This is a genomic window from Algoriphagus boseongensis (assembly GCF_004362805.1).
Taxonomy (GTDB): Bacteria; Bacteroidota; Bacteroidia; order Cytophagales; family Cyclobacteriaceae; genus Algoriphagus; species Algoriphagus boseongensis.
Genome location: NZ_SNYF01000010.1, coordinates 115,696 through 136,142, shown reverse-complemented (window position 1 = coordinate 136,142; position 20,447 = coordinate 115,696). Strand labels below are relative to the sequence as shown.

Sequence of the window (20,447 nt, the reverse complement as noted above, 5' to 3'; positions counted from 1 at the left end):
TTGGCATAGGCTTTGCCAATCAGGGGATTGAACCATCTGGGGATTCTTCCCTTAGTATGAAAAAAGCACTCATAGGAATCGTATCCTTCTTTATTCTCCTATTTTCCGGTGTACAGTGTACTTTCTTTGAAGACCGCATGGAACAGGTTTTCCGGAGCCCCTATATTCTTGATTTGGCTGGAATTCAGGCTAGAGGTACCATTCGGGCTGCAGTCGACAATAACTCCACTTCCTATTATATCTATAGAGGAAGAAGGATGGGGTATGAATTTGAATTGCTTAGAGATCTGGGGAAATTCCTCGGTGTTCAGGTAGAATTTGTAGTTGTCTCAGACATTGATCAGGCATTTGACCTTCTGGAAGAGGGGAAGGTGGATATACTTGCTATCAATCTGGAAAACTCCCGAGAACGAAGGGATCGAGTGGCTTTTACCCATTATTTGGGTACCATGAGTACAGTTATCGTAGGGAGAAAACCATTTGAAAAACCAGTGACATGGGATGAAATTGGGTATGATACGATTTACGTGAGAAAAGGAACGGTTTATTCTAAGCAACTACAATCCATCAAAGATTCTCTTCAGTTGGATTTCAACATTAAGATTTCCGATGAGCATGAAGAGACGCTTATCGACCAAATAGCCGATCAAAAAATTAACTGGACTATAGCAGATCGGAATATTGCCAAAGCTAACCAAACCTACTATCAAGGATTGGATGTTTCCCTGAAGGTTTCTGAAGATGGGACGATTTCTTGGGCTGTGAGAAAAAATTCCCCAAAACTCCTTTCAGAAATCAATACTTGGTTGGCTGAAAAAAAGAAAAGGTTTATTCCGGAGTTATATGCCAAGTATTTCCTAAGCCCTAGGAATAGTTTTTACCGGGCAAATAGTCAATTCTCCTCTTTAGGTGGAAACAGAATCTCAGTTTACGATGAACTAATTCAGGAAAATGCCTCCGATCTGGGCTGGGATTGGAGATTATTGGCAGCTTTGGTGTATAAAGAATCAGGGTTTGACACCACTGCCCTTTCCTATGCAGGTGCGGAAGGTTTGCTCCAATTGATGCCCGTAACTCTTCAACGATTCGGTGTTGAAAATCCAAATGATCCTAGGGAATCCCTGCGCGGCGGTGTCAAATACCTTCAATACTTGGATAAGTTTTGGATGGAAAGAGTTCCTGAATCCAATGAGCGCATCAAGTTTATTTTGGCCTCTTATAATATCGGCCAGGGTCATGTGGAAGACGCTTGGAGGCTTACCATGAAGTATGGGAAAAATACCCAAAGCTGGGAGGATGTTTCTTATTTCCTTAATCTAAAAAGTGATCCTGAGTATTACAGGGACCCAGTGGTAAGGAGCGGCTATGCGAAAGGCCACATAGCCGTCAATTATGTTCGGGATATTCTAGGGTTGTATGAATCCTACCGAGCCCTAATTAATCCTTAATGAAGTTCAAATAAGGCTTCAATCTCTACAGGGATGTTATCAGGAAGAGATCCCATCCCCACGGCAGACCGAACTCCAATTCCATTTTCCTCTCCCCAAACCGCAGCAAATAATTCACTGCATCCATTGATTACATAGGGATGTCTTCCGAACGAGGGAGTGCAATTGACCATTCCTAACACTTTGATTACCCGCTTGACCTTGTCAAAGGAACCTAGGTTTGCTTTGATCGTGGCAAGCATGGCAAGTCCAACTTGACGAGCTGCCAACTTCCCTTGATCCATATCCATATCATCCCCGATTCGTCCGATAATTAAAGTACCGTCTTCCTGAACTGTCCCATGACCGGATAGGTAAAGGTATTTTCCATCAATCAGGCAGGGTTTATACACTCCCAGTGGCTTGGGAGCAGGAGGTAGAGTCAATCCTAGTTTTTCAAAATTCTTGTCAGGAGTCTGCATGCGTTTATTTTTTATGCTGAAATTATACAAATAGATCTAAAATAAGGACCCCAATCAGGCCAAAGACTGCGACGATGGTTTCCATAAGTGACCAAGACTTAAGGGTATCTTTAATGCTGACATTGAAAAACTCCTTAAACATCCAAAATCCACCGTCATTGAAATGGGAAAACATCAAGCTTCCCGCTCCGATAGAGAGTACCAAAAGGTTGGGGTCAACATTCATGGTAGTGACCAATGGAGCGATAATCCCCGCAGTAGTTAATCCAGCCACAGTCGCTGAACCTACGCAAACCCGAATAACGGAAGTAATCAACCAAGCCAAAACCAAAGGATGCATATCCCAGGTTTTTAAACTTTCTGCAATGGTTTGACTAACTCCAGAATCGGTGAATATCTGCTTCAAAGCACCCGCTCCAGCGACAATCAATAAAATCATGGAAACATCCTTTGTCGCTTCCGTATAGGTGTCCATGATTTGAGTCATTTTGGTATTTCTTCCTATCCCCAATGAAAAAGTCGCAAAGAGCAAGGAAACCAACATCACCACACCAGGGTCAGAAATAAATCCTACGATTGGTCCTAAGGCATCATCCTGAGCGGTGTTTAGGCTAAGAACCGTCGTTCCAACTAGGAGGAAAACCGGCAAGAGCGCGGTAAAAAGGCTATTTCCAATGCCAGGAAGCTCATGCTCAGGTTTGGGTTCTGCCTGGAAAGTTTTGAGCGGAGTGGATTTGATGTTTTTCAAAAAGGGTGCAAATACTGGCCCCGCAATAATGATCGTGGGTATGGCAATCAGAAAACCATAAAAAAGTGTCAATCCCATATTGGCATCAAACTGGGCAACCAATGCCGCAGGGGAAGGATGTGGAGGCAAAAAGCCATGAGTTACCGAAAGGGCAGCCAAAAGTGGCATACCCACATACACGGCCGGAAGTCGAAACTGATAGGAAACCGTAAATGCCAAGGGGACAAGCAATACAAATCCCACATTGTAAAATAGAGGGATTCCCACGATCAAACCTGTAAAAGCCATCGCCCAGGTGATGTATTTCTCTCCGAATATTTTCATTAAGAAACCTGCAATTCTCTGAGCTGCGCCGCTTTCTGCTACCAATTTTCCCAACATCGCTCCGGTGACAATCACGATAACCAAGTCACCCAAAAGTCCACCCATTCCTTTTTGGACAGATTTTGCTACCTGATCAGCCGGTAGTCCCAGCATCAGTCCGGCAGCAATGGAGGCAATCAGAAAGGAAAGGAAAGGATTGAGCTTAGCCCAGACAATCAGCAAAACCAAAATAGCAATGCTAAGCAGTACAAGAAGAAAGGTCATAGGTTGGGAGTATTGTTTAAGGAGTAAGTTAAAAAAAAGAGCGAAGGAACTGCTTTTACTTTTTGATCAATTTGCCGGAATACTGATTTGAACCTGAAATAATGGTGATAAAGTAGATTCCTGGACTGAGTGGTTCTATGAAATCCGAAATCGTGTTTTCATCTAATGGCCCATTGAATAAGCTTTTTCCTGATGAATTTTGAATACTTACCCAAGCATATTGGTCATTTGTTCTGGGGAATTCGAGTCTGAGTTTTCCACTAGAATAGGGATTTGGGAAAATTAGTAGATGAGGCTTCTCCCATTTTTTCAAAGGTTCAGTACTGAGGACTTTACTCCAAGATTCTCCTAAAAGGTCAAATTGCCGAATCTGATAAAAATAGGATCTAAAAATATCTGATGTTTGATCTAAAAACTCATAATCTACCTTTGTTGAGGAATTTCCTTTTGAAGGAATAGTCCCAACTTTTTCCCAGCCTTTTTCCCAATCCTCACTTCTGTAAATTTCGAAGAGTAAATTGTCTTTCTCTGAAGCGAGAGTCCAAGAAATCAAATTTCCCTGAGGCTTTGTTTCTGCTTTTTCACTTAACCAGATCACAGGTAAAATGCTTAGCACTCGGTAACTACCTACGGTGAAATTTTTTCCAGCCAAGTCCTCCCATTTCAAACTTCGAATCGCCCAAAGATTGACTGGATCAGTCCCCGGAATATGTGTCCCTGGGGCTGGGTATCCTGTACAGACAATTCTTAAATCGTCCACATTGTCCACGATCAATTTATCAGCTGAAATTCTCAGTTCAATGGGAGTGGAGTTAAGATTGGAGCCTGAAAATTGGAAGAAGCTGAAAAGCCGATATAGGATTGGACTTCCGTCCGAGTCGTCAAACCCGGGGTCGAAATCAGCACCTTTGAATTCCGTAAAACTAATATTCAGGCTCCCTCCTGGAGAATTTCCGAGCAGTTGGACCTTTCGAATTCCTCCATTTTTGCTGTCTTCAAAGGGGAAAGTGGAATTACTGCTAGTTAAGACAGCCGGTAGGTTTGATAAAGTAAGTAATCCCATGTTTTTCCAACTTCCCCCGGTAAAGGAATAGTTGCCTAAACCCGAAGTGTTAAAAATCAGGTTTTTCCCTTCGAAATCAATTCTTCCTTGTGTGAGGGTTAAGCTCCTGGTTATGGTTAAATCATTTTTTGGGAAAAATATTCCTCCAGTTTTCGAAAGGGTAAGATCCTGAATGGAAAGTGAGAATCCTTTGATTTCTTGATTGGAAGATCCAGCTAGAATTAGATGTGTTGAATTGGTGATAAAGTTACCCGAGCCAGACTTGATCAAGTCGCCAAATAAGAACAAGGTGTTGGGAAGAGTTAGGTTCTGATTTCCTTGAAGTTCTATGTTTTTTGCTGCCTGAGGTGTAGCGGCATCTGGATAAGAACTGCCTAAATAGGATTTTGGTGAGGTACCTCCCCTGAAAATTAGATTTCCATTGAGTTGAAAGTTTGCGGCCTCGATTTTTGGTGCATTTCCCTCAAGAATTAAAGTTCCTCCATTCTGCAAGTCAAAGTTTAAGGCACTGATCGAACCGCTAGTCGATCGGTTTAGAATATTTGCATTACACTCGGATATAAATGTGGCCCCGTCTTCAATGCTCATATTCCCGAAAGGACCAATTCCATAAACGGTTGTTTCTGTATTAAATGATAGCGTAAAACAGGCATTTGGAATGACGCTGGTATCTATTTTCTGAAAAAGTATTCCACTTCTTACTGTGAAAGAAAGTGCCTTTAGTGGCGCTTCTAGGGTAAAAGTTTCACCTGGGTTGGCTTCAAAAATTACCGAAAAACGGCTTTGAGTGGTTTGGGCACTCCAACTGGATTTTCTGATGATTACTCTGGAATCTCCTTTAAAGGTTATTCTGCTGGAAATGGAATTTCCGATCCAGTTCTGGCTATTCCAGGCATTATCTGGAGTGCCCGGTGCAGGACCAGAAAAGGCATTTAGAGTACCGTAAATGTTTAGATTAAAGTTATTTAGATTTAGTTTTTGGCCAGCTCCAGTTTCCGCGTTGATAAAGACACTTTTGACCTCTTCGTTAGCGACTAATCTTAGCGTATGAGTTTGGTCTATGTAAATATCATTGGTGGAATTGGGTTTGCTGGATGCGGGATTCCAAGTTGAACCATTCCATACTACCCAGATTGCAGGATTGGGAAAGTCTCCAGAAACGATAGTTTTGTAGGAATTGATTTCCTGACAAACCCCTCCAGAATAGAAGAAAATCATGCCAACAACTGCGAGGAATAACCTGTATATTCGGCAGATTATTGAAGACAACTTGGATGGTATAAACCAAAAAGCATCCATATAAAAAGTAGTTAAAAAGTATGTTTAAGTTAAAAAAAATCTTCCTGAAAAATAAAAGCATAGTCTTATTTTTTTTACTGATTATCATTAGTTTAGCTCCTGTGCAGGCCCAAGTCTACGAAGTCAGTTTATTGACCTGCGATCCGGGAAAAGAGTTGTATTCCAGTTTTGGGCATAGCGCCATTCGGGTGCGTGAAATCGGTTCGCAGGGAAGGGATCTGGTATTCAATTTTGGCACTTTTGATTTCAATACTCCCAATTTTTACGGAAAGTTTGCAACTGGGAAACTCAACTATATGCTGAGCGTGACCACTTACGATCAGTTTATCATCGAGTACGATTACTTTAAGCGGGGAGTGCGTGAGCAGGTTTTGGATCTTACAGGAGAGCAAAAAGACTTTTTGGTCCAGCATCTTCAAGCACAATACGATCCGGCGAGGAGATTTTATAAGTATGATTTCTTTTTCAATAATTGCGCGACCAAAATTAGGGATGCCTTTGAAATCGCGATTGGGAAGCAGTTGATTTGGAATGATCCCTCAGAACCTCAGGAGAAAACTTTCCGGGATCTAATTGACGAATATGTTTATCCTTTGCCTTGGGCGGATTTGGGAATCGATTTAGCCCTAGGAGCTGTTATTGACAGAAATGCCAGCCCATACGAGGCTCAATATCTGCCTGAATACATGGAGCAGGCTTTTGCCCGAGCCACAGTAGAAGGAGATGGTCCAACCCGGCCTTTGGTGAAGGAGACGCGGGTGATTTTAGAATACCCGGAGGAAGACTCGAGTTACGGTTTGCTCAATCCCTATTTGCTATTTTGGGTTTTCGCGGTATTCGTGGCCCTTCTTACTTTCATCGGTCACAAAAAAGGCCGCTTGTTTAAAGGTTTGGACATTACCCTTTTTACAATCTTGGGCTTACTGGGCGTATTAATCGTGTTTTTGTGGTTTTTCACAGATCACTCAGCCACTAAATACAATTGGAATATCCTTTGGGCATTCCCCGGACATTTGGCTTTGGCATGGGGACTTTGGAAAAATCCAGGCAAGCCTTGGGTTTCGAAATATCTTTTGGCAGCCTTGATTGGAACGGTACTGGCTTTGCTCATTTGGATTGTAGGAATTCAATCCTTTCATCCTTCCTTGATTCCGCTTTTTTTGGTGATTTTGCTCCGTTGTAATTATTTGTATTACAACAAGGACAGGATTGCGTAAAGCATTAAAATTCTGGTTTTGCAAACCTTTTACTGGTGAAACGGTGTTGGGAATAAGTTATGGAGTTTAGACTGACCTCAGATTATCAGCCCACAGGGGATCAGCCCCAAGCCATCAAACAGTTGGCTGAAGGGGTAGAGTCCGGGGATTCGGCTCAGGTGCTTTTAGGTGTTACGGGTTCAGGAAAAACATTTACCATTGCGAATGTCATTCAACAAACCCAAAGACCTACACTGGTTTTAAGCCATAACAAAACCCTTGCAGCCCAGCTGTACGGGGAGTTTAAGCAGTTTTTCCCTGAAAATGCAGTCGAGTACTTTATTTCCTACTATGACTATTACCAGCCAGAAGCTTTCATTCCCAGTTCTGGGACCTATATCGAAAAGGATCTCAGCATCAATGATGAAATTGAAAAGCTTCGATTAAGCGCTACTTCTTCCTTGCTTTCAGGAAGACGGGACGTGATTGTGGTGGCCTCTGTTTCCTGTATTTATGGTATTGGAAATCCAGAGGAGTTTGGAAAAAATGTAGTCCGATTGCAGGAAGGAGACCGTATTCCCAGGAATCAGCTGCTTTTTAAATTGGTAGATATTCTCTACAGCCGAACTCAACAAGATTTGACTCATGGTACTTTCAGAGTTAAAGGAGATACCGTAGATATTTTCGTGGCCTATGCAGATTTTGCTTACAGAATATTTTTCTGGGGGGATGAAATTGAAGCGATACAACGGATAGAGCCAAGCACCGGAAAGAAACTTTCTGATGAAAAGATCATTTCTATTTTCCCCGCAAACCTATTTGTAACGGGAAGAGACACTATCCAAACTGCCATCCATGAAATTCAGGATGACATGGTAGCTCAGGTTAATTTCTTTGAAAAAGAAGGGAAATTTTTGGAGGCAAAAAGACTTCAGGAGCGAACCGAGTTTGATTTGGAAATGATCCGGGAGCTAGGCTATTGTTCAGGTGTGGAAAATTATTCCAGATACTTTGATCGGAGACAGGCAGGAGCAAGACCATTCTGCTTGTTGGATTATTTCCCCGATGATTACCTTTTGGTGATTGATGAAAGTCACGTGACAGTCCCTCAAGTTAGGGCCATGTGGGGTGGGGACCGATCCAGAAAAGTCAACTTGGTGGATTACGGCTTCCGTTTGCCTTCTGCTTTGGACAACAGACCCTTAAAATTTGATGAATTCGAAGAGCTGGCCAATCAGGTAATTTATGTCTCCGCGACTCCAGCTGATTATGAGCTCGCTCTTACTGAAGGTGTCGTTGTAGAGCAAATCATCCGACCTACGGGATTGTTAGATCCAACTATAGAAGTTCGACCTAGTCAGAATCAGATCGATGATTTGCTGGAAGAAATAGACCAAACTATCAAAACCGATGCTCGAGTCTTGGTGACCACCTTGACTAAAAGGATGGCTGAAGAGCTTCAAAAGTTTTTGGAGCGGGCAGGAGTCAAGTCGAGATATATCCATTCGGAAGTAAAAACCCTTGATCGAGTGGAAATCCTTCGTGAGCTGAGGCTTGGGATTTTTGACGTTTTGGTGGGAGTGAATTTGCTCAGGGAAGGATTGGACTTACCTGAGGTTTCATTGGTTGCGATTTTGGATGCAGATAAGGAAGGTTTCTTGAGAAATGAAAGGTCTTTGGTGCAGACAATCGGCCGTGCTGCAAGAAATTCTGAAGGCAGGGTGATCATGTATGCGGATAAAATCACAGATTCCATGCAATCTGCCATCGATGAAACCAAGCGAAGAAGGGCTCTTCAACTAGCCTATAACGAGAAAAATGGAATCACCCCGAAAACCGTGATCAAATCTCGAGATAAAATCATGGGTCAAACCAAGGTGGCAGACAGCAAGAAAAATGCGAAAGTTTATGCTGAGCCTATGCCTGGAGAAGCGCAAATGGCAGCTGATCCGGTGGTTCAATATTTGAGTAAAGACAAACTCGAAAAGCTGATTTTGCAGACTCAAAAGCAAATGGAAAAGGCCGCCAAAGAGTTGAATTTCATGGAAGCAGCTAGGCTTCGTGACGAATGGCAGGCCCAAAAGAAAAGACTCGAAGACCTCAATCGAGGTTTGGGTAATTGATACTAAAATCTTTTTCAATGACTCTTCAAGAAGTGAGAGCTTTAGCTTCAAAAGGCGAAGGTCTTCGTATAGAATTTAAAAAGAAGGCTTCCTTTCCGGAGAAAATCATTCGGGAGGTCATCGCTTTTGCCAATACCGAAGGAGGGGATTTGTTGATAGGGGTTGATGACGATGGTACAGTCAGCGGGCAAAAATTCATCGAGGAGGAGATTTTTGTAATGGAAAAAGCTATTCGGGAGCTGATTTTTCCCAAGCTTTCCTTCGAGGTATTTACTTTAAAGCTTAATGAGAAGAAAGGAGTTGCCGTATTTCGGATTCCTTTGAGCCAAGATCGACCTCATTTTTTGAAGGAAAAAGAGAAAAATCAAGCCTTTATCCGAGTGGGCGACAGAAGTGTCCAAGCCAGTAAAGAAGTTTGGGAGATTTTGAAGAAAAGCCGAACTCCTAGGGACACCGTTTTCACCTATGGGAGAAAGGAGGAGATTTTGATGAAACTATTGGGGGAAAATGAAAAAATCACCTTGAAAGAGTTTTCCAAGAAAGCCCAAATCCCCAAATTTTTGGCTTCCAAAACCTTGGTTAGATTAGTCACAGCGAATGTACTCCGGATTCACCCCCAAGAAGGGGAGGATTATTTTACCCTAAAGGAATAGCAATTCCAGTTCTCTGAACAAAACCAAGATTCCCCTGAAGCCCTCCAGTGTGAATCATCAAGATTTTTGAGTTAGGAGGGAAATAATCTTTTTTAAAAAGCTCCCAAATGCCATAAGCCATCTTTCCAGTATAAACTGGGTCAATTGCGATCCCAAATTCCGAATGAAACCAGTGTAAAAATTCGATCAATTCTGGTTTCCACTTCGCATAGCCTCCAAAATGATATTGAGTTATCAATTCGATTTTTCCTTGAGGATTTATTTCAAATTCTTTCAATAAGGCCTGAATTTCGTCTCTAATGAATTCACCTTTTAGGGAAGAGAAACCAAGCAATTCTTGACCAGAACGGATACTAGTAGCCAATCCTACAAATGTTCCCCCAGTACCCACTGATGTACAAATGTGGGTGGACTCATGAGTTGAGGAAGTCAAAATTTCTTTTGTGCCCTGGATTGCGAAATGATTTGTGCCTCCCTCAGGGATTAGGTAAAAATCTCCAAAGATGCCCTTCAATTCTTCTAAAAATTGTTTTGAAGTTTTAGCTCTATATTTTTCTCTATCCACAAAGTGCAGGTTCATCCCCTGGTTTCTTCCGTAGCTTAAGGTTGGATTATTTTCGTCAAATCCATCTCCGCGAATAATCCCGATGGAATTCAATCCGGCTAGTTTTGCCGCTGCAGCCGTGGCATAAATATGATTGGAATATGCTCCTCCAAAAGTCAGGATGGTTTTTTTTCCTAATCTTTTGGCTTCTTTGAGATTGTATTTGAGCTTGAAAAATTTATTGCCGGATACCTGATTATGGATTTTGTCCAAACGGAGAATACCAAGTTCAACCTTCTTTTCTTGAAGAATCTGATGGGATAAAAACTGAATTTCCGTGGTTGAAGGCAGAAGCATGATCAAACTTTCGCCAAAGTTAGCCACATCCTTCTATTTTTGTGGAATGAGCCAACGCCCAGAGGAAGACTTTGAAGAAGACGAGTTAGAATTGTACGAGCACTACCGGATTTTGGTGGACAAGGGACAATCTCCTATTCGGATAGATAAATTTTTGACCGAGAAAGTTGCCTTTGCTACTCGAAATAAAGTGCAGCAGGCGATAGATACCGGGGCTATTTTGGTCAATGGGCAAATGACCAAATCCAACTATAAGATCAAGCCTTTGGATGAAATCAGGGTACTCTTTGAAAAACCGCCCCGAGACACAGAAGTCATTCCTGAAAATATCCCCCTTGATATAATTTATGAGGATAAGGATCTCCTGGTAGTCAATAAACCAGCCGGTATGGTGGTTCATCCTGCTCATGGAAATTGGACGGGTACTTTGGTCAATGCATTGGTTTACCATTTCCAGCATTTGCCCGAGATGAAAGGAAATGTGGGTAGGCCGGGCTTGGTTCATCGAATCGACAAGGATACCTCAGGGCTTTTGGTCATAGCAAAAACGGAAGAGGCTATGACTCCATTGGCAGCACAGTTTTTCCATCATACGATTGACAGAACCTATTTGGCGCTTGTCTGGGGTGAACCGGAGCAAGATTCTGGGACGATCATAGGTAATGTCGGGAGAAGTGCCAAAGACCGGAAAGTCATGGATGTATTTCCCGATGGAAGTCAAGGGAAGCATGCGGTGACCCATTGGAAAGTTATCAAAAGACTTCGCTATGTGTCTTTGATTCAATGCAATTTGGAAACTGGAAGAACTCACCAGATTAGGGCCCATATGAAGTTTTTGGGACATCCCTTGTTTAATGATGCCATGTATGGGGGTGATAAAATCCGCAAAGGAACCCAGTTTGCCAAATACAAGACTTTTATTCAAAACTGCTTTGATCTGATGCCAAGGCAAGCTCTTCATGCGATGAGTCTTGGATTCATACACCCCTTGACCAAGGCAAAATTGTACTTTGAGGCCCCATTACCAGCTGATTTTTCAGGGGTTTTAGAAAAATGGGAAAATTACGTAAAGCATGAATAAACTATAGAATAGGCAATAAAATATCTAATTCTTTACCGAAAACGTATAAAAACACTCTTTTTAATGAATTAAATATATTTTTTAACCATCCTGTTAATAAATCCCTAAAATCAAGGGTAAAATTCTTCAATTATTTTCCAAAACGTCATTATTCAATCGTTTTCCTTAAAAATAATGTAAATTTTTACCAAATAATTTGAATTATTTGCAATAACTGATTCCCTTGTGCTATATTTGAATCAACAATCTGATCCACAAAGGTGGATAGCAAGATTTAAAACACACATACTGTAGGATGTTGAAACTGGCAGACAAGCCCTCCTGTCTCGGGGGTGGAGAGTCTGGGACAAAGCATTTTAGCGAGCTCGTAAATTTGCCTAACTACTCCGTGGAGGTTCGAATCCTTCTCCTACAGCAGGTTATTTTGGGTTTATTGTTAATTGACTAAGACCATGGAATTTTATTTCATGGTTTTTTTATTGCCTAAATTTTATAACAAAGAATTTAATTTGGTCAAATGAATGAATTTTAAAATTATTTTGACTCTATTTTCCCTTATTAGCAATTTTCTAACAAACTGTTTTAAATCCTTTGTTTAATTTTTAATTATTCAATAAAAATCTATTATTATTTAAAATAATGTAAAAAAATAAAATAAAACTTGCAAAAAGATTAATAAATGAATCATTTTTCTAATTTTGAAGCATCAAATTCTTAAACCTATTATTCGATAACTGAAAGCTCATTTTGAGCTTTTTGGTTATCAGAGGGTTAGGTGAAAATTGCTAACGGGCAATTTCAAAAAGATCAAATTTTAAAACATCATACTGTAGGATGTTGAAATTGGCAGACAAGCCCTCCTGTCTCGGGGGTGGGGAACCCAGCACAAAGCGTAATTCAAACCGGACTATAGCCTAACTGCCCCGTGGAGGTTCGAATCCTTCTCCTACAGCAAAATTAAGGCAACAGCAATGTTGCCTTTTTCATTTCTGCCAATTAGAATTTTTGTTAGTATCTTCTCGATGAAAATTTAGTTTTTCTTAATGCCCTCAAAAATTCACTCTTTTAAAAATGCACACCCTCTCCGGAAGAAGATTGTGGGGATTATTCTTAGGCTGATTTTAGTCCTGCTTTTTTTAGAGTTTGTGCTCTATTTCGGCTCCAATATTTTCCTTTCAAAATACGCTCAGAGAAAGATAAACGAAGCCACTAAGGAAGTTTATGAGATTGACTTTAACCGGATCAATCTTTCGCTTTTGAGAAGGGGCGTTTTTATGGATGGCTTAGTGATGAAGCCGGTAGATTCCAGGATACCGGATGAAAATCAGGCCTTGTTTGATTTTACCTTGGATCAAGTTGGATTGAGTGGTTTTTGGTTTGATTTTTCTGAAAAGGAATTCACGATTTCCAAAATTTATCTTGACAATCCCAGTGTGGAATTGAAACTTCCTCCCAATCAGGAAAAAGCCAAAAAGAAGGTTAAATCTGGAAAAGATATCTCCCCAATCAAGCAATTGGAGCTAGAAATCCAGAAAAGTATTAGCAAGCTGAATTTGGCTGGATTACGAATCGAGGAAGTTGAAATTGATCACGCCAATGTATTTTTCTTTAATTTTTTAAGTAAGGGAAATCTGAAGGCCAATGATACTAAGCTTTTTGTGCGGGAAATAGATTTAACTACCAAAGGTGTGTGGAAAACGCCTTTTAACGCAAGAGGCTTTGAATTTGAATTGGAAGAGGTTTCTTTCCCTCTTCCTGATGGGGTTCATTCTATTTTGGCAGACCGAGTCTTTATTTCCTCTCTGGATAACCTTATTGATATCCAAAAATTCTCTCTCACTTCTGATCGAAAAGTTCCCAGTAAATCCTATTACGATGTTAAGTTGGATAAACTTTTACTGGGTAATGTGGATTTGAATCGGGCTTTCATGACTTCCGAGTTATTAATTGATGAATTGATTCTTAATGCGCCAAAATTCAGTGTAGCCAGTAATCCGCAACCTAAATCTGATTCCACGGCTACGGGTGACCTGAATGATTTGATCAAAGGAAATCTGAATTCCATTGCGATCAAGGAACTTTCGATCAACAATGGACAGTTCACCAAATCCCAGATTTCTGATACCCTTAAAAACAGGATTGAGATTGATGAGCTGAACTTTAAAATGATCCAGTTTTATCTGGGTGAGGATTCCCTGAGAAGGCAAAATCAATTCTTTTATGGGGAGGATGCCTCCATGGAAATCAAAGGGGGAAGGTTGTATTTGGGGGATAATGTCCATCTCTTGGAAGGAGAGAAGGTTTCGGTTTCTTCATTCCGAAATAACCTGTTTGTAGAAAATCTGACTATTTCTCCAAGACCTGGAGCGGCAGAAAAAAACTCAATCAATAATTTGATTCAGGTTTCTTTACCTGAGTTTACCCTAGACCAATTGGACCTGAAAAAGCTTTATAATGAAGGTATTTTTTCAGTTCGGGATGTATTGGTAGACCGACCCGATGTGGAATTTACAGAGTACCAAAAAGTCAAGTCTGAATCTACAAAAGCCCCACTCAGCGAAATAGTTGCTGGCTTTTTAAGCGAAGCTGAAATTGAAAAATTTGAAGTTCGGGAAGGCGTAATTCAATTCAAGGACGAAAGCGGAAGGAGGAGCAATGATCTTGGATTTGATAAATTCAGCATCCTTTTGGAAGGATTGCATATCAAGCCAGATACCTTATTACCGCTTCAAGATCAGTTTTATACTGAAGAAATCTACCTTTCCCTGGATAATTATAGGCTAAAGATTAAGGATAATCTTCACTTGATTTTCGCAGATAACCTTAAAATTGACTCAAGAAACCAACTACTTGAAGTAAGGAATTTGAAAATCCAGCCTCAGAGCGAAGAGCAAATTCAAACTCTTCTGGATTCCTATGGTAAAACCGCTGCGATCAATTTCTCTGTGCCCTTATTTAGGGCAGAAGGGATTGATATCAAATCTGTGTTTTTTGATCAGACCTTGAGCATCGGGAAAATTTCATTACCAAAGCCTGATTTTCAGATCACCAACTACCGGGCAAAAGAAAAGAAAAGTCAAGTTGCTGCCGCTGCACCTACCTCTACGGATGATATCAGGGGACTACTATTGGGGTATTTTAACTCGATTAGTATAGATTCTGTCAATCTCGATCAGGCAAAGATCAATTACCAAAGCCTTGGGGGAGAAAAAAAGACCAGTTTTCAGGAGGATAATTTCTCTCTCCGTTTGAAGAATTTTTCTTTGGATCCAGGTGATACTAGCTTGACTGGAAAGACACTTTTCTCCGAAGAAATTGACCTAAGGTTCTCCAATTACTCTTTCAGTTTGGCGAACGGGAAATACCTGGCCGAGGCCGGAGTCCTCAAGTATAATTCAAAAGATCAAACCATCTTTTTTGAAAATCTGACCTTGCAACCCGGGAATGATCTGGGAAGCCGTATAGCGATTGGATTGGATTTCCCGAAAGTTGCCTTAATCGGAGTGGATATTGAAGAATTTGTTTTTCAAAATATTCTGGATCTTCAAAAACTGGAATTCGATCAAGGCCTGGTGGAAATCGGGATTGATCGACAAATTCTACTTAAAAAAGAGGCTGGGAATAGAGGTCCAAAAAAAGCAACTAAAGCAATCGACTGGATTAATATCGATACCATTACCGCCAAAAACTCCTTTCTTCAACTGAATTTTCTTGCAGAAAATGATGCGCAAAGATCCGTGCAAACGGAGTTTGGATTCCTAATCCGTGACTTTCATTTGGATACTTTGGTTTTGGATAAAACTGATTTGAGGAGTGTTTATTCTCAGGCCAGTTTAGATCTCAAAAACTTTGTTTTCGCGCTTCCAGATAGTGTCCATACGATAAGTTTTAACGCGGTTCAGTTGGCGGATAGTCGACAAGAACTGGTTTTTTCCAATCTAAAAATTACTCCCAAGGATCATTTTGGAATGGTAGGAAGTCCAGTCATCGAAGCCCAGATGGATCAATTGGCAATTGTTAACAACCATTTGCCAGAAGTTTTGAAAACCAAAACCTTTGACATGCGAAAAGTGAAAATGGTAAATCCGAAAGTGGATATTTATCTGGATACTTTAAAGGCAGACCGAACCGACAAACCCACCAAGCCCAAGAACCCAAAGTCCTTGGTTGAGTCAATCGTTTTGGGAGATTTTCAAGTGGTCAACGGAGACTTCCAAATTCATAGAAAAGGAAAAGATCCTGATCCAAGAATGGACTTTAATGAGGTGAATTTGAGTGTATCAGATCTTCAATTTGACTTTTTGAAAAAGGAGCAAAAGGTCAATCTGGAGGAATTGGCAAGGAAAAATATTTCATTTTCCATGAATGACTACCAAATCGAAACTCCTGACAGTTTGTATAAAGTGAGTTTTGATCAAATTTCCTATCAAGATGGAGGTCTGAAAATAGAAGGGCTATACTATCGTCCTGTAAAAGGAAACTATGCGCATCTCAGAAGTATGCCTTTCCAAACAGATGCCGTGACTGCACGTGTAAAAAGTCTAAATATCAGTGGACTCGATCCGGCTGCTTATTTTGGAGAAAATAAACTTATAGCGGATGTAGTTACCCTTGAAGGAGCGGAATTGGATTTATTCCGGGACAAGAGATATCCAGCAGACACGACAATTTTAAAATATATGCCTCAATACCTGATGACTCATGCCAAAATTGATGCGGATATCAATGCGGTTCAGGTCAGGAATAGTCGAGTGAGATATTTTGAAATGGCCCCAAAGGGGAATTTACCGGGTATGATTAGTTTTGACTCGATTCAAGTAGATCTGGCTCCATTTTACCTCAGAAGAAATAAGGATGAATTCCCTACGGATCAGGTACGACTGGGAATCCAAGCCAAAATCATGAATGAATCCAATGTCCAGCTCCAATCCCTCATGTATTTCACAGAGAAGTATCCGATGGATGTAACCGTTTCTTTGGACAAATTCCGTTTCGCTGAGGTGAATGACTTTATGGAGAAGACTTTATTCGTAAAAGCGATTGATGGCACTGTAACGGGAGGGCAATGGGATTTTAGGCTGAATGAAGATTATGCAATCGGGAAAATGGCCTTTGGCTATACGGATTTGAAAATCCAGTTTGTGGATAGTTTGACCTACGAACGTGGACTTGGAAAGCTGAAGATTTACACCTTTGGGGCCAATCTAATAGCCAAAAACAATAATCCTAGGGCAGGGGGTAAAAAGGTAGTCGCTCGAAGAATTTACTTAGAAAGGGATAAAAGGAAATTCATTTTCAGTTCCTGGTGGAAAGCCACCTTCAGTGGATTGCGAGGCACCTTCGGTTTAGGACAGCCTAAGATTCCAGATGAACTCAGAAAGGAAGAAGAGGATTAATAATTAACAAATAAAAAAAGGGATCATTTGATCCCTTTACTTTTTGATGATTCGGTAAGATTCTGATTTTCCATTCCAGGAAAGGTTCAGCACATAGACACCTGCTGCTTTGGTTTGCAAGTATGTTCCAATCTGCTCACTCAATATTTCCAGATTTGATTCAGTAAAGAATTGAGTTTGTCCTGTAGAGGTGCTGATCATGGCATTTACTTCGCCTTCAAGAACCTGCTCAGTTTGGATTAACTCCAAGTTAAATTCCCTTCCATTGGTTGGATTTGGATAGATTATCCAAGAAGAAGCGCCTTTTACAGGTTCTACTTGAATAGATCGGGTAACGCTGTAGGAGAAATTACCATCCAAGTCAACCTGCTTCAAGCGGTAGAAGATATTCCCTCCGCTAGCAGGAAGATTCTTGTCTGTATAGCTATACTCCACAGGTTTATCTGAATAGCCCGCACCTGCCACCTGATCAATTACTGACCAGTTTTTGATACCATTAATCGCCCGCTCAATTTCGAAGTGGGAGTTTTCCCATTCTTTGGAAGTAGCCCATTTCAAGTCTCCTGTCCTTAGATTAGGGTTATACTTGGCGTCGAAGTAGAGGAAATCTATTGGGAGAATACGGATGTTTGGAAAAGAAATATAAACCACACCTCGGCCTCCGCTACCACCCCTGTCATATCCAGCACCTCCACCTGATCCAGTGCCAGGAGCCCCATTACCACCATTATTTTGACCAATAGGATCAGGATCATTATTTTGGTTTTTCTTTTCGTCGAACAGAAAAGGATTTGCATTTCCTCCAAGGGTAGCACCTAAAACATTCACCCCTCCTAATCCAGGGAATTCATTTCCATTAAAGTTAGTACCTAATCCACCACCACCAGCTCCAAAATGAAAAGTTGTCGATCCTATGGTAAACTGTTGTGCATTACCTCCATTTCCTCCAAAAGCAGTTCCGTTACCATTACCATTCCCAGGAAATCCGGCACCAAGAATTCCACCACCACCACCACCAGCGATTGCTTGTTGTTGGCCCTGAAATCTTACATCAGAATCTCCACCTTTCCCTCCATGCGTGCCTATACCACCAAGACCAACTATCTCTAAGCCATTATTTCTTATAGCCCCTCCTCCTCCTCCAGAGCCACCAGCATTTCCGTTCACAGTGGTCGAAGAGCCAGAAGAGCCACCACCACCACCACCATTTGCTGAAATAGAAGTATTGGCCCCATCTACAGTTCCAGCTACGGATGAAGGTAAGCCATTTGAACCTCTTTGTACACTAGATACAGCCCCTGCTCCTCCAGTTCCTACCAACACAGTAAAATTAGAGTTTGCGGGAAGTCCATAAGGGTTTGTCGTTGATATTGCACCTGAGTTAACCCCACCAGCTCCACCTCCGCCTGCTGCAGTTCCTGCTCCACCTCCGCCTCCACCAGCTCCTACCCAAACATTGAAATTTGTCAATCCTTGAGGAGCAGTCCATGTATAATTACAATTAAATCTGATTAGTGTAGTACCAGACACTGTGCCATCATCAATTATTTCAATACAATCCAGTTGGTTTGAGTCTGGACAAGAATAGGAGATTAGAACAATTCCATTACCTCCATTTGCCCCTTCATTATTATTTCCTCTGGCTCCTCCACCTCCTCCTCCAGGTGAGGTTCCAACTGTTGAATTATTACTACTAGTAGTGGCACCTTTTCCCCCTGTTCCAGTGCTATTTGCACCATTACCCCCATTACCTCCATTCGTTCCTGAATTTGGTAAACCAGCAACTCCATTCATAGAAGTACCATTGCCTCCTGCTCCGCCTGCTCCTGGATTAACAGCCGCACCCCCATTATTTCCTGCAGATCCGCCCTCTGCAGAAACCAATCCGCTTGTGTATGGTAGTGAAGAATCTCGGGTTACATATGTCCTTCCGCCATTTGGAGATGCTGGAACCCCTCCCTGACCTACGTATACTGCCATAGGTTCTCCAGGAGTTACCGGAATGGTAATTGTGGAGTAACCCCCACCACCACCACCACCACCACCAGTACCGTTGATGGAATTGCCTCCCTTTCCTCCTCCTCCCCAAACTTTAATGGTTACTTCATAAATATTGGCAGGGACAAAAAAAGTACCATTGCCTGTGAATACAGCGCTACAGATCCCGAAAAATGTGGTGTTGTTTAGACTATTCGGATCAAGAGGAACTGTACAGACATCAGTGGTTTTTTTAATACTTGTAATGACCAATTGAGTCAGTTCTGGGTTGGCAATTCCAGTAGTTTGGAATGTTCCTACACCATTTCTAACATCAAATCCAAGAGGTGAAGTTGTATAGGTACCGCTATTACCTAGCCCTAAAGTATAGCTCACTATATATTTTCCATCTGTAAGGATGGATGGATTTCCGGAAATTGTAATTGTAGCAGGTCCTCCATTAAAGGAGGCAGAAACAGAACTTACAGAATTTAATGTATAGTTTGGAGATACTTCAATAGTACCAGTAGCTGAAAGCCCTGTAAAACATGTACCCCCAGTTATTGGAATTGAATAATTATATATACCTGGAGTTGTAGCTGTTCCAGAAAAGGTAATAACGCCTGTTGATGAATTAAAATTGGCAGAAATACCCGGAGGTAATCCATTTGCCCCAGGAGTACCGTTACCTGAAATAGCCGTAACTCCAGTTGTGTTTTGGGTAAACGGAGTTAGAGAAGGGGAACTAATACAAACACTTGGATAAGGAACTGAAGTGGGATCTACTGTGGCTAATGGGTTGATAGTAATGTTTTTGGTTACGGTTGTCGTGCCACAAGAACCTCCGCTGGTAGTTAGTGTGAGGGTAACGGTTCCCGACTCAGCGGCCCCGGCAGTATAGGTTGCATTGGCAGGGTCGGTTGGATTTGTCCAAGTGCCAGCACCACCGCTCCAGGTTCCCCCGGTAGCTCCTCCACCGACACTTCCACCCATAGGAGCTGAAGTAGCACCCTGGCAGATAGCGGTTAAGGCAGGGCCTGCAGTAGCGGTAGGGTTTGGATTGATGGTTATGGTTCGTACCGTTTGAGCAGAAGGTCCATTACATCCATTGGCCGTAACTTGGATATCCACGGTACCGCTAAATCCATTTGCCCAAGTCATAAGACCGGTAGTAGGATTAATACTTCCAGCGGCAGGATTGCTCAGGGTCCAGTTGAATCCAGTGCTGTTGGTAGCTGTGGTCGCAAAAGCTGTGGTTGTTGTTCCGTTGGTCAGCTGGCAGGTGGGAGGAGTGCCTGTAATGGCAGTAGGTGTTCCGACGGTAGGTGTTATGGTTATGGTTCGTACCGTTTGAGCAGAAGGTCCATTACATCCATTGGCCGTAACTTGGATATCCACGGTACCGCTAAATCCATTTGCCCAAGTCATAAGACCGGTAGTAGGATTAATACTTCCAGCGGCAGGATTGCTCAGGGTCCAGTTGAATCCAGTGCTGTTGGTAGCTGTGGTCGCA

The 20,447-nt window shown here is 41.7% G+C and carries 11 protein-coding genes; 6 read left to right on the top strand and 5 right to left on the bottom strand.

Going from position 1 to position 20,447, the window contains the following annotated elements; all coding sequences use genetic code 11:
* The first annotated feature begins 56 nt into the window (after window positions 1-56).
* The gene (locus DFQ04_RS17325) at window positions 57-1,448 is read left to right on the top strand and encodes an MltF family protein (RefSeq protein ID WP_133558207.1); all 1,392 of its coding nucleotides are present in this window, start codon (window positions 57-59) and stop codon (window positions 1,446-1,448) included.
* Here DFQ04_RS17325 and DFQ04_RS17320 read toward each other — a convergent pair.
* From DFQ04_RS17320 to DFQ04_RS17310, 3 genes are read right to left on the bottom strand one after another with little or no spacing between them, the layout of a single operon-like run.
* Window positions 1,445-1,909 carry a RidA family protein gene (locus DFQ04_RS17320; protein ID WP_133558205.1) on the bottom strand — a complete coding sequence of 155 codons (465 nt, stop codon included), beginning with the start codon at window positions 1,907-1,909 and terminating at the stop codon, window positions 1,445-1,447. The two genes, DFQ04_RS17325 and DFQ04_RS17320, sit on opposite strands and share 4 nt — an antisense overlap.
* 22 nt (window positions 1,910-1,931) lie before the next feature.
* On the bottom strand, window positions 1,932-3,245 hold the full coding sequence (locus DFQ04_RS17315; RefSeq protein WP_133558204.1) for a gluconate:H+ symporter: 1,314 nt from the start codon (window positions 3,243-3,245) through the stop codon (window positions 1,932-1,934).
* 55 nt (window positions 3,246-3,300) lie between these two features.
* Window positions 3,301-5,526: a T9SS type A sorting domain-containing protein gene (locus tag DFQ04_RS17310; RefSeq protein ID WP_166637323.1), complete on the bottom strand. Its 2,226-nt coding sequence runs from the start codon at window positions 5,524-5,526 to the stop codon at window positions 3,301-3,303.
* Window positions 5,527-5,627: 101 nt separating this feature from the next.
* On the opposite strand from DFQ04_RS17310, the gene DFQ04_RS17305 reads away from it, so the two are divergent.
* Genes DFQ04_RS17305 through DFQ04_RS17295 form a run of 3 tightly spaced genes read left to right on the top strand, consistent with a single transcriptional unit; the run spans window position 5,628 to window position 9,579 of the window.
* Complete coding sequence (locus DFQ04_RS17305; RefSeq protein ID WP_133558200.1) at window positions 5,628-6,824, top strand: lipoprotein N-acyltransferase Lnb domain-containing protein; 1,197 nt, start codon at window positions 5,628-5,630, stop codon at window positions 6,822-6,824.
* Window positions 6,825-6,883: 59 nt separating this feature from the next.
* Window positions 6,884-8,926, top strand: coding sequence for an excinuclease ABC subunit UvrB (uvrB, locus tag DFQ04_RS17300; protein WP_133558197.1), 2,043 nt, complete (start codon window positions 6,884-6,886; stop codon window positions 8,924-8,926).
* Window positions 8,927-8,943: 17 nt separating this feature from the next.
* On the top strand, window positions 8,944-9,579 hold the full coding sequence (locus DFQ04_RS17295) for an AlbA family DNA-binding domain-containing protein (protein WP_133558195.1): 636 nt from the start codon (window positions 8,944-8,946) through the stop codon (window positions 9,577-9,579).
* Here the strand turns inward: DFQ04_RS17295 and DFQ04_RS17290 are convergent.
* On the bottom strand, window positions 9,563-10,507 hold the full coding sequence (locus DFQ04_RS17290; protein ID WP_317129609.1) for a 1-aminocyclopropane-1-carboxylate deaminase/D-cysteine desulfhydrase: 945 nt from the start codon (window positions 10,505-10,507) through the stop codon (window positions 9,563-9,565). The genes DFQ04_RS17295 and DFQ04_RS17290 overlap by 17 nt on opposite strands.
* Window positions 10,508-10,526: 19 nt before the next feature.
* Here DFQ04_RS17290 and DFQ04_RS17285 point away from each other — a divergent pair, with 19 nt between their 5' ends.
* Window positions 10,527-11,561, top strand: a complete 1,035-nt coding sequence (locus tag DFQ04_RS17285; protein ID WP_133558193.1) for an RluA family pseudouridine synthase — start codon at window positions 10,527-10,529, stop codon at window positions 11,559-11,561.
* Window positions 11,562-12,604: 1,043 nt separating this feature from the next.
* Window positions 12,605-16,957, top strand: coding sequence for a hypothetical protein (locus DFQ04_RS17280; protein ID WP_133558191.1), 4,353 nt, complete (start codon window positions 12,605-12,607; stop codon window positions 16,955-16,957).
* A gap of 36 nt (window positions 16,958-16,993) precedes the next feature.
* Here the strand turns inward: DFQ04_RS17280 and DFQ04_RS17275 are convergent, their stop codons facing one another.
* The gene (locus tag DFQ04_RS17275; protein WP_449353863.1) at window positions 16,994-19,927 is read right to left on the bottom strand and encodes a T9SS type A sorting domain-containing protein; all 2,934 of its coding nucleotides are present in this window, start codon (window positions 19,925-19,927) and stop codon (window positions 16,994-16,996) included.
* Window positions 19,928-20,447: the final 520 nt, after the last annotated feature.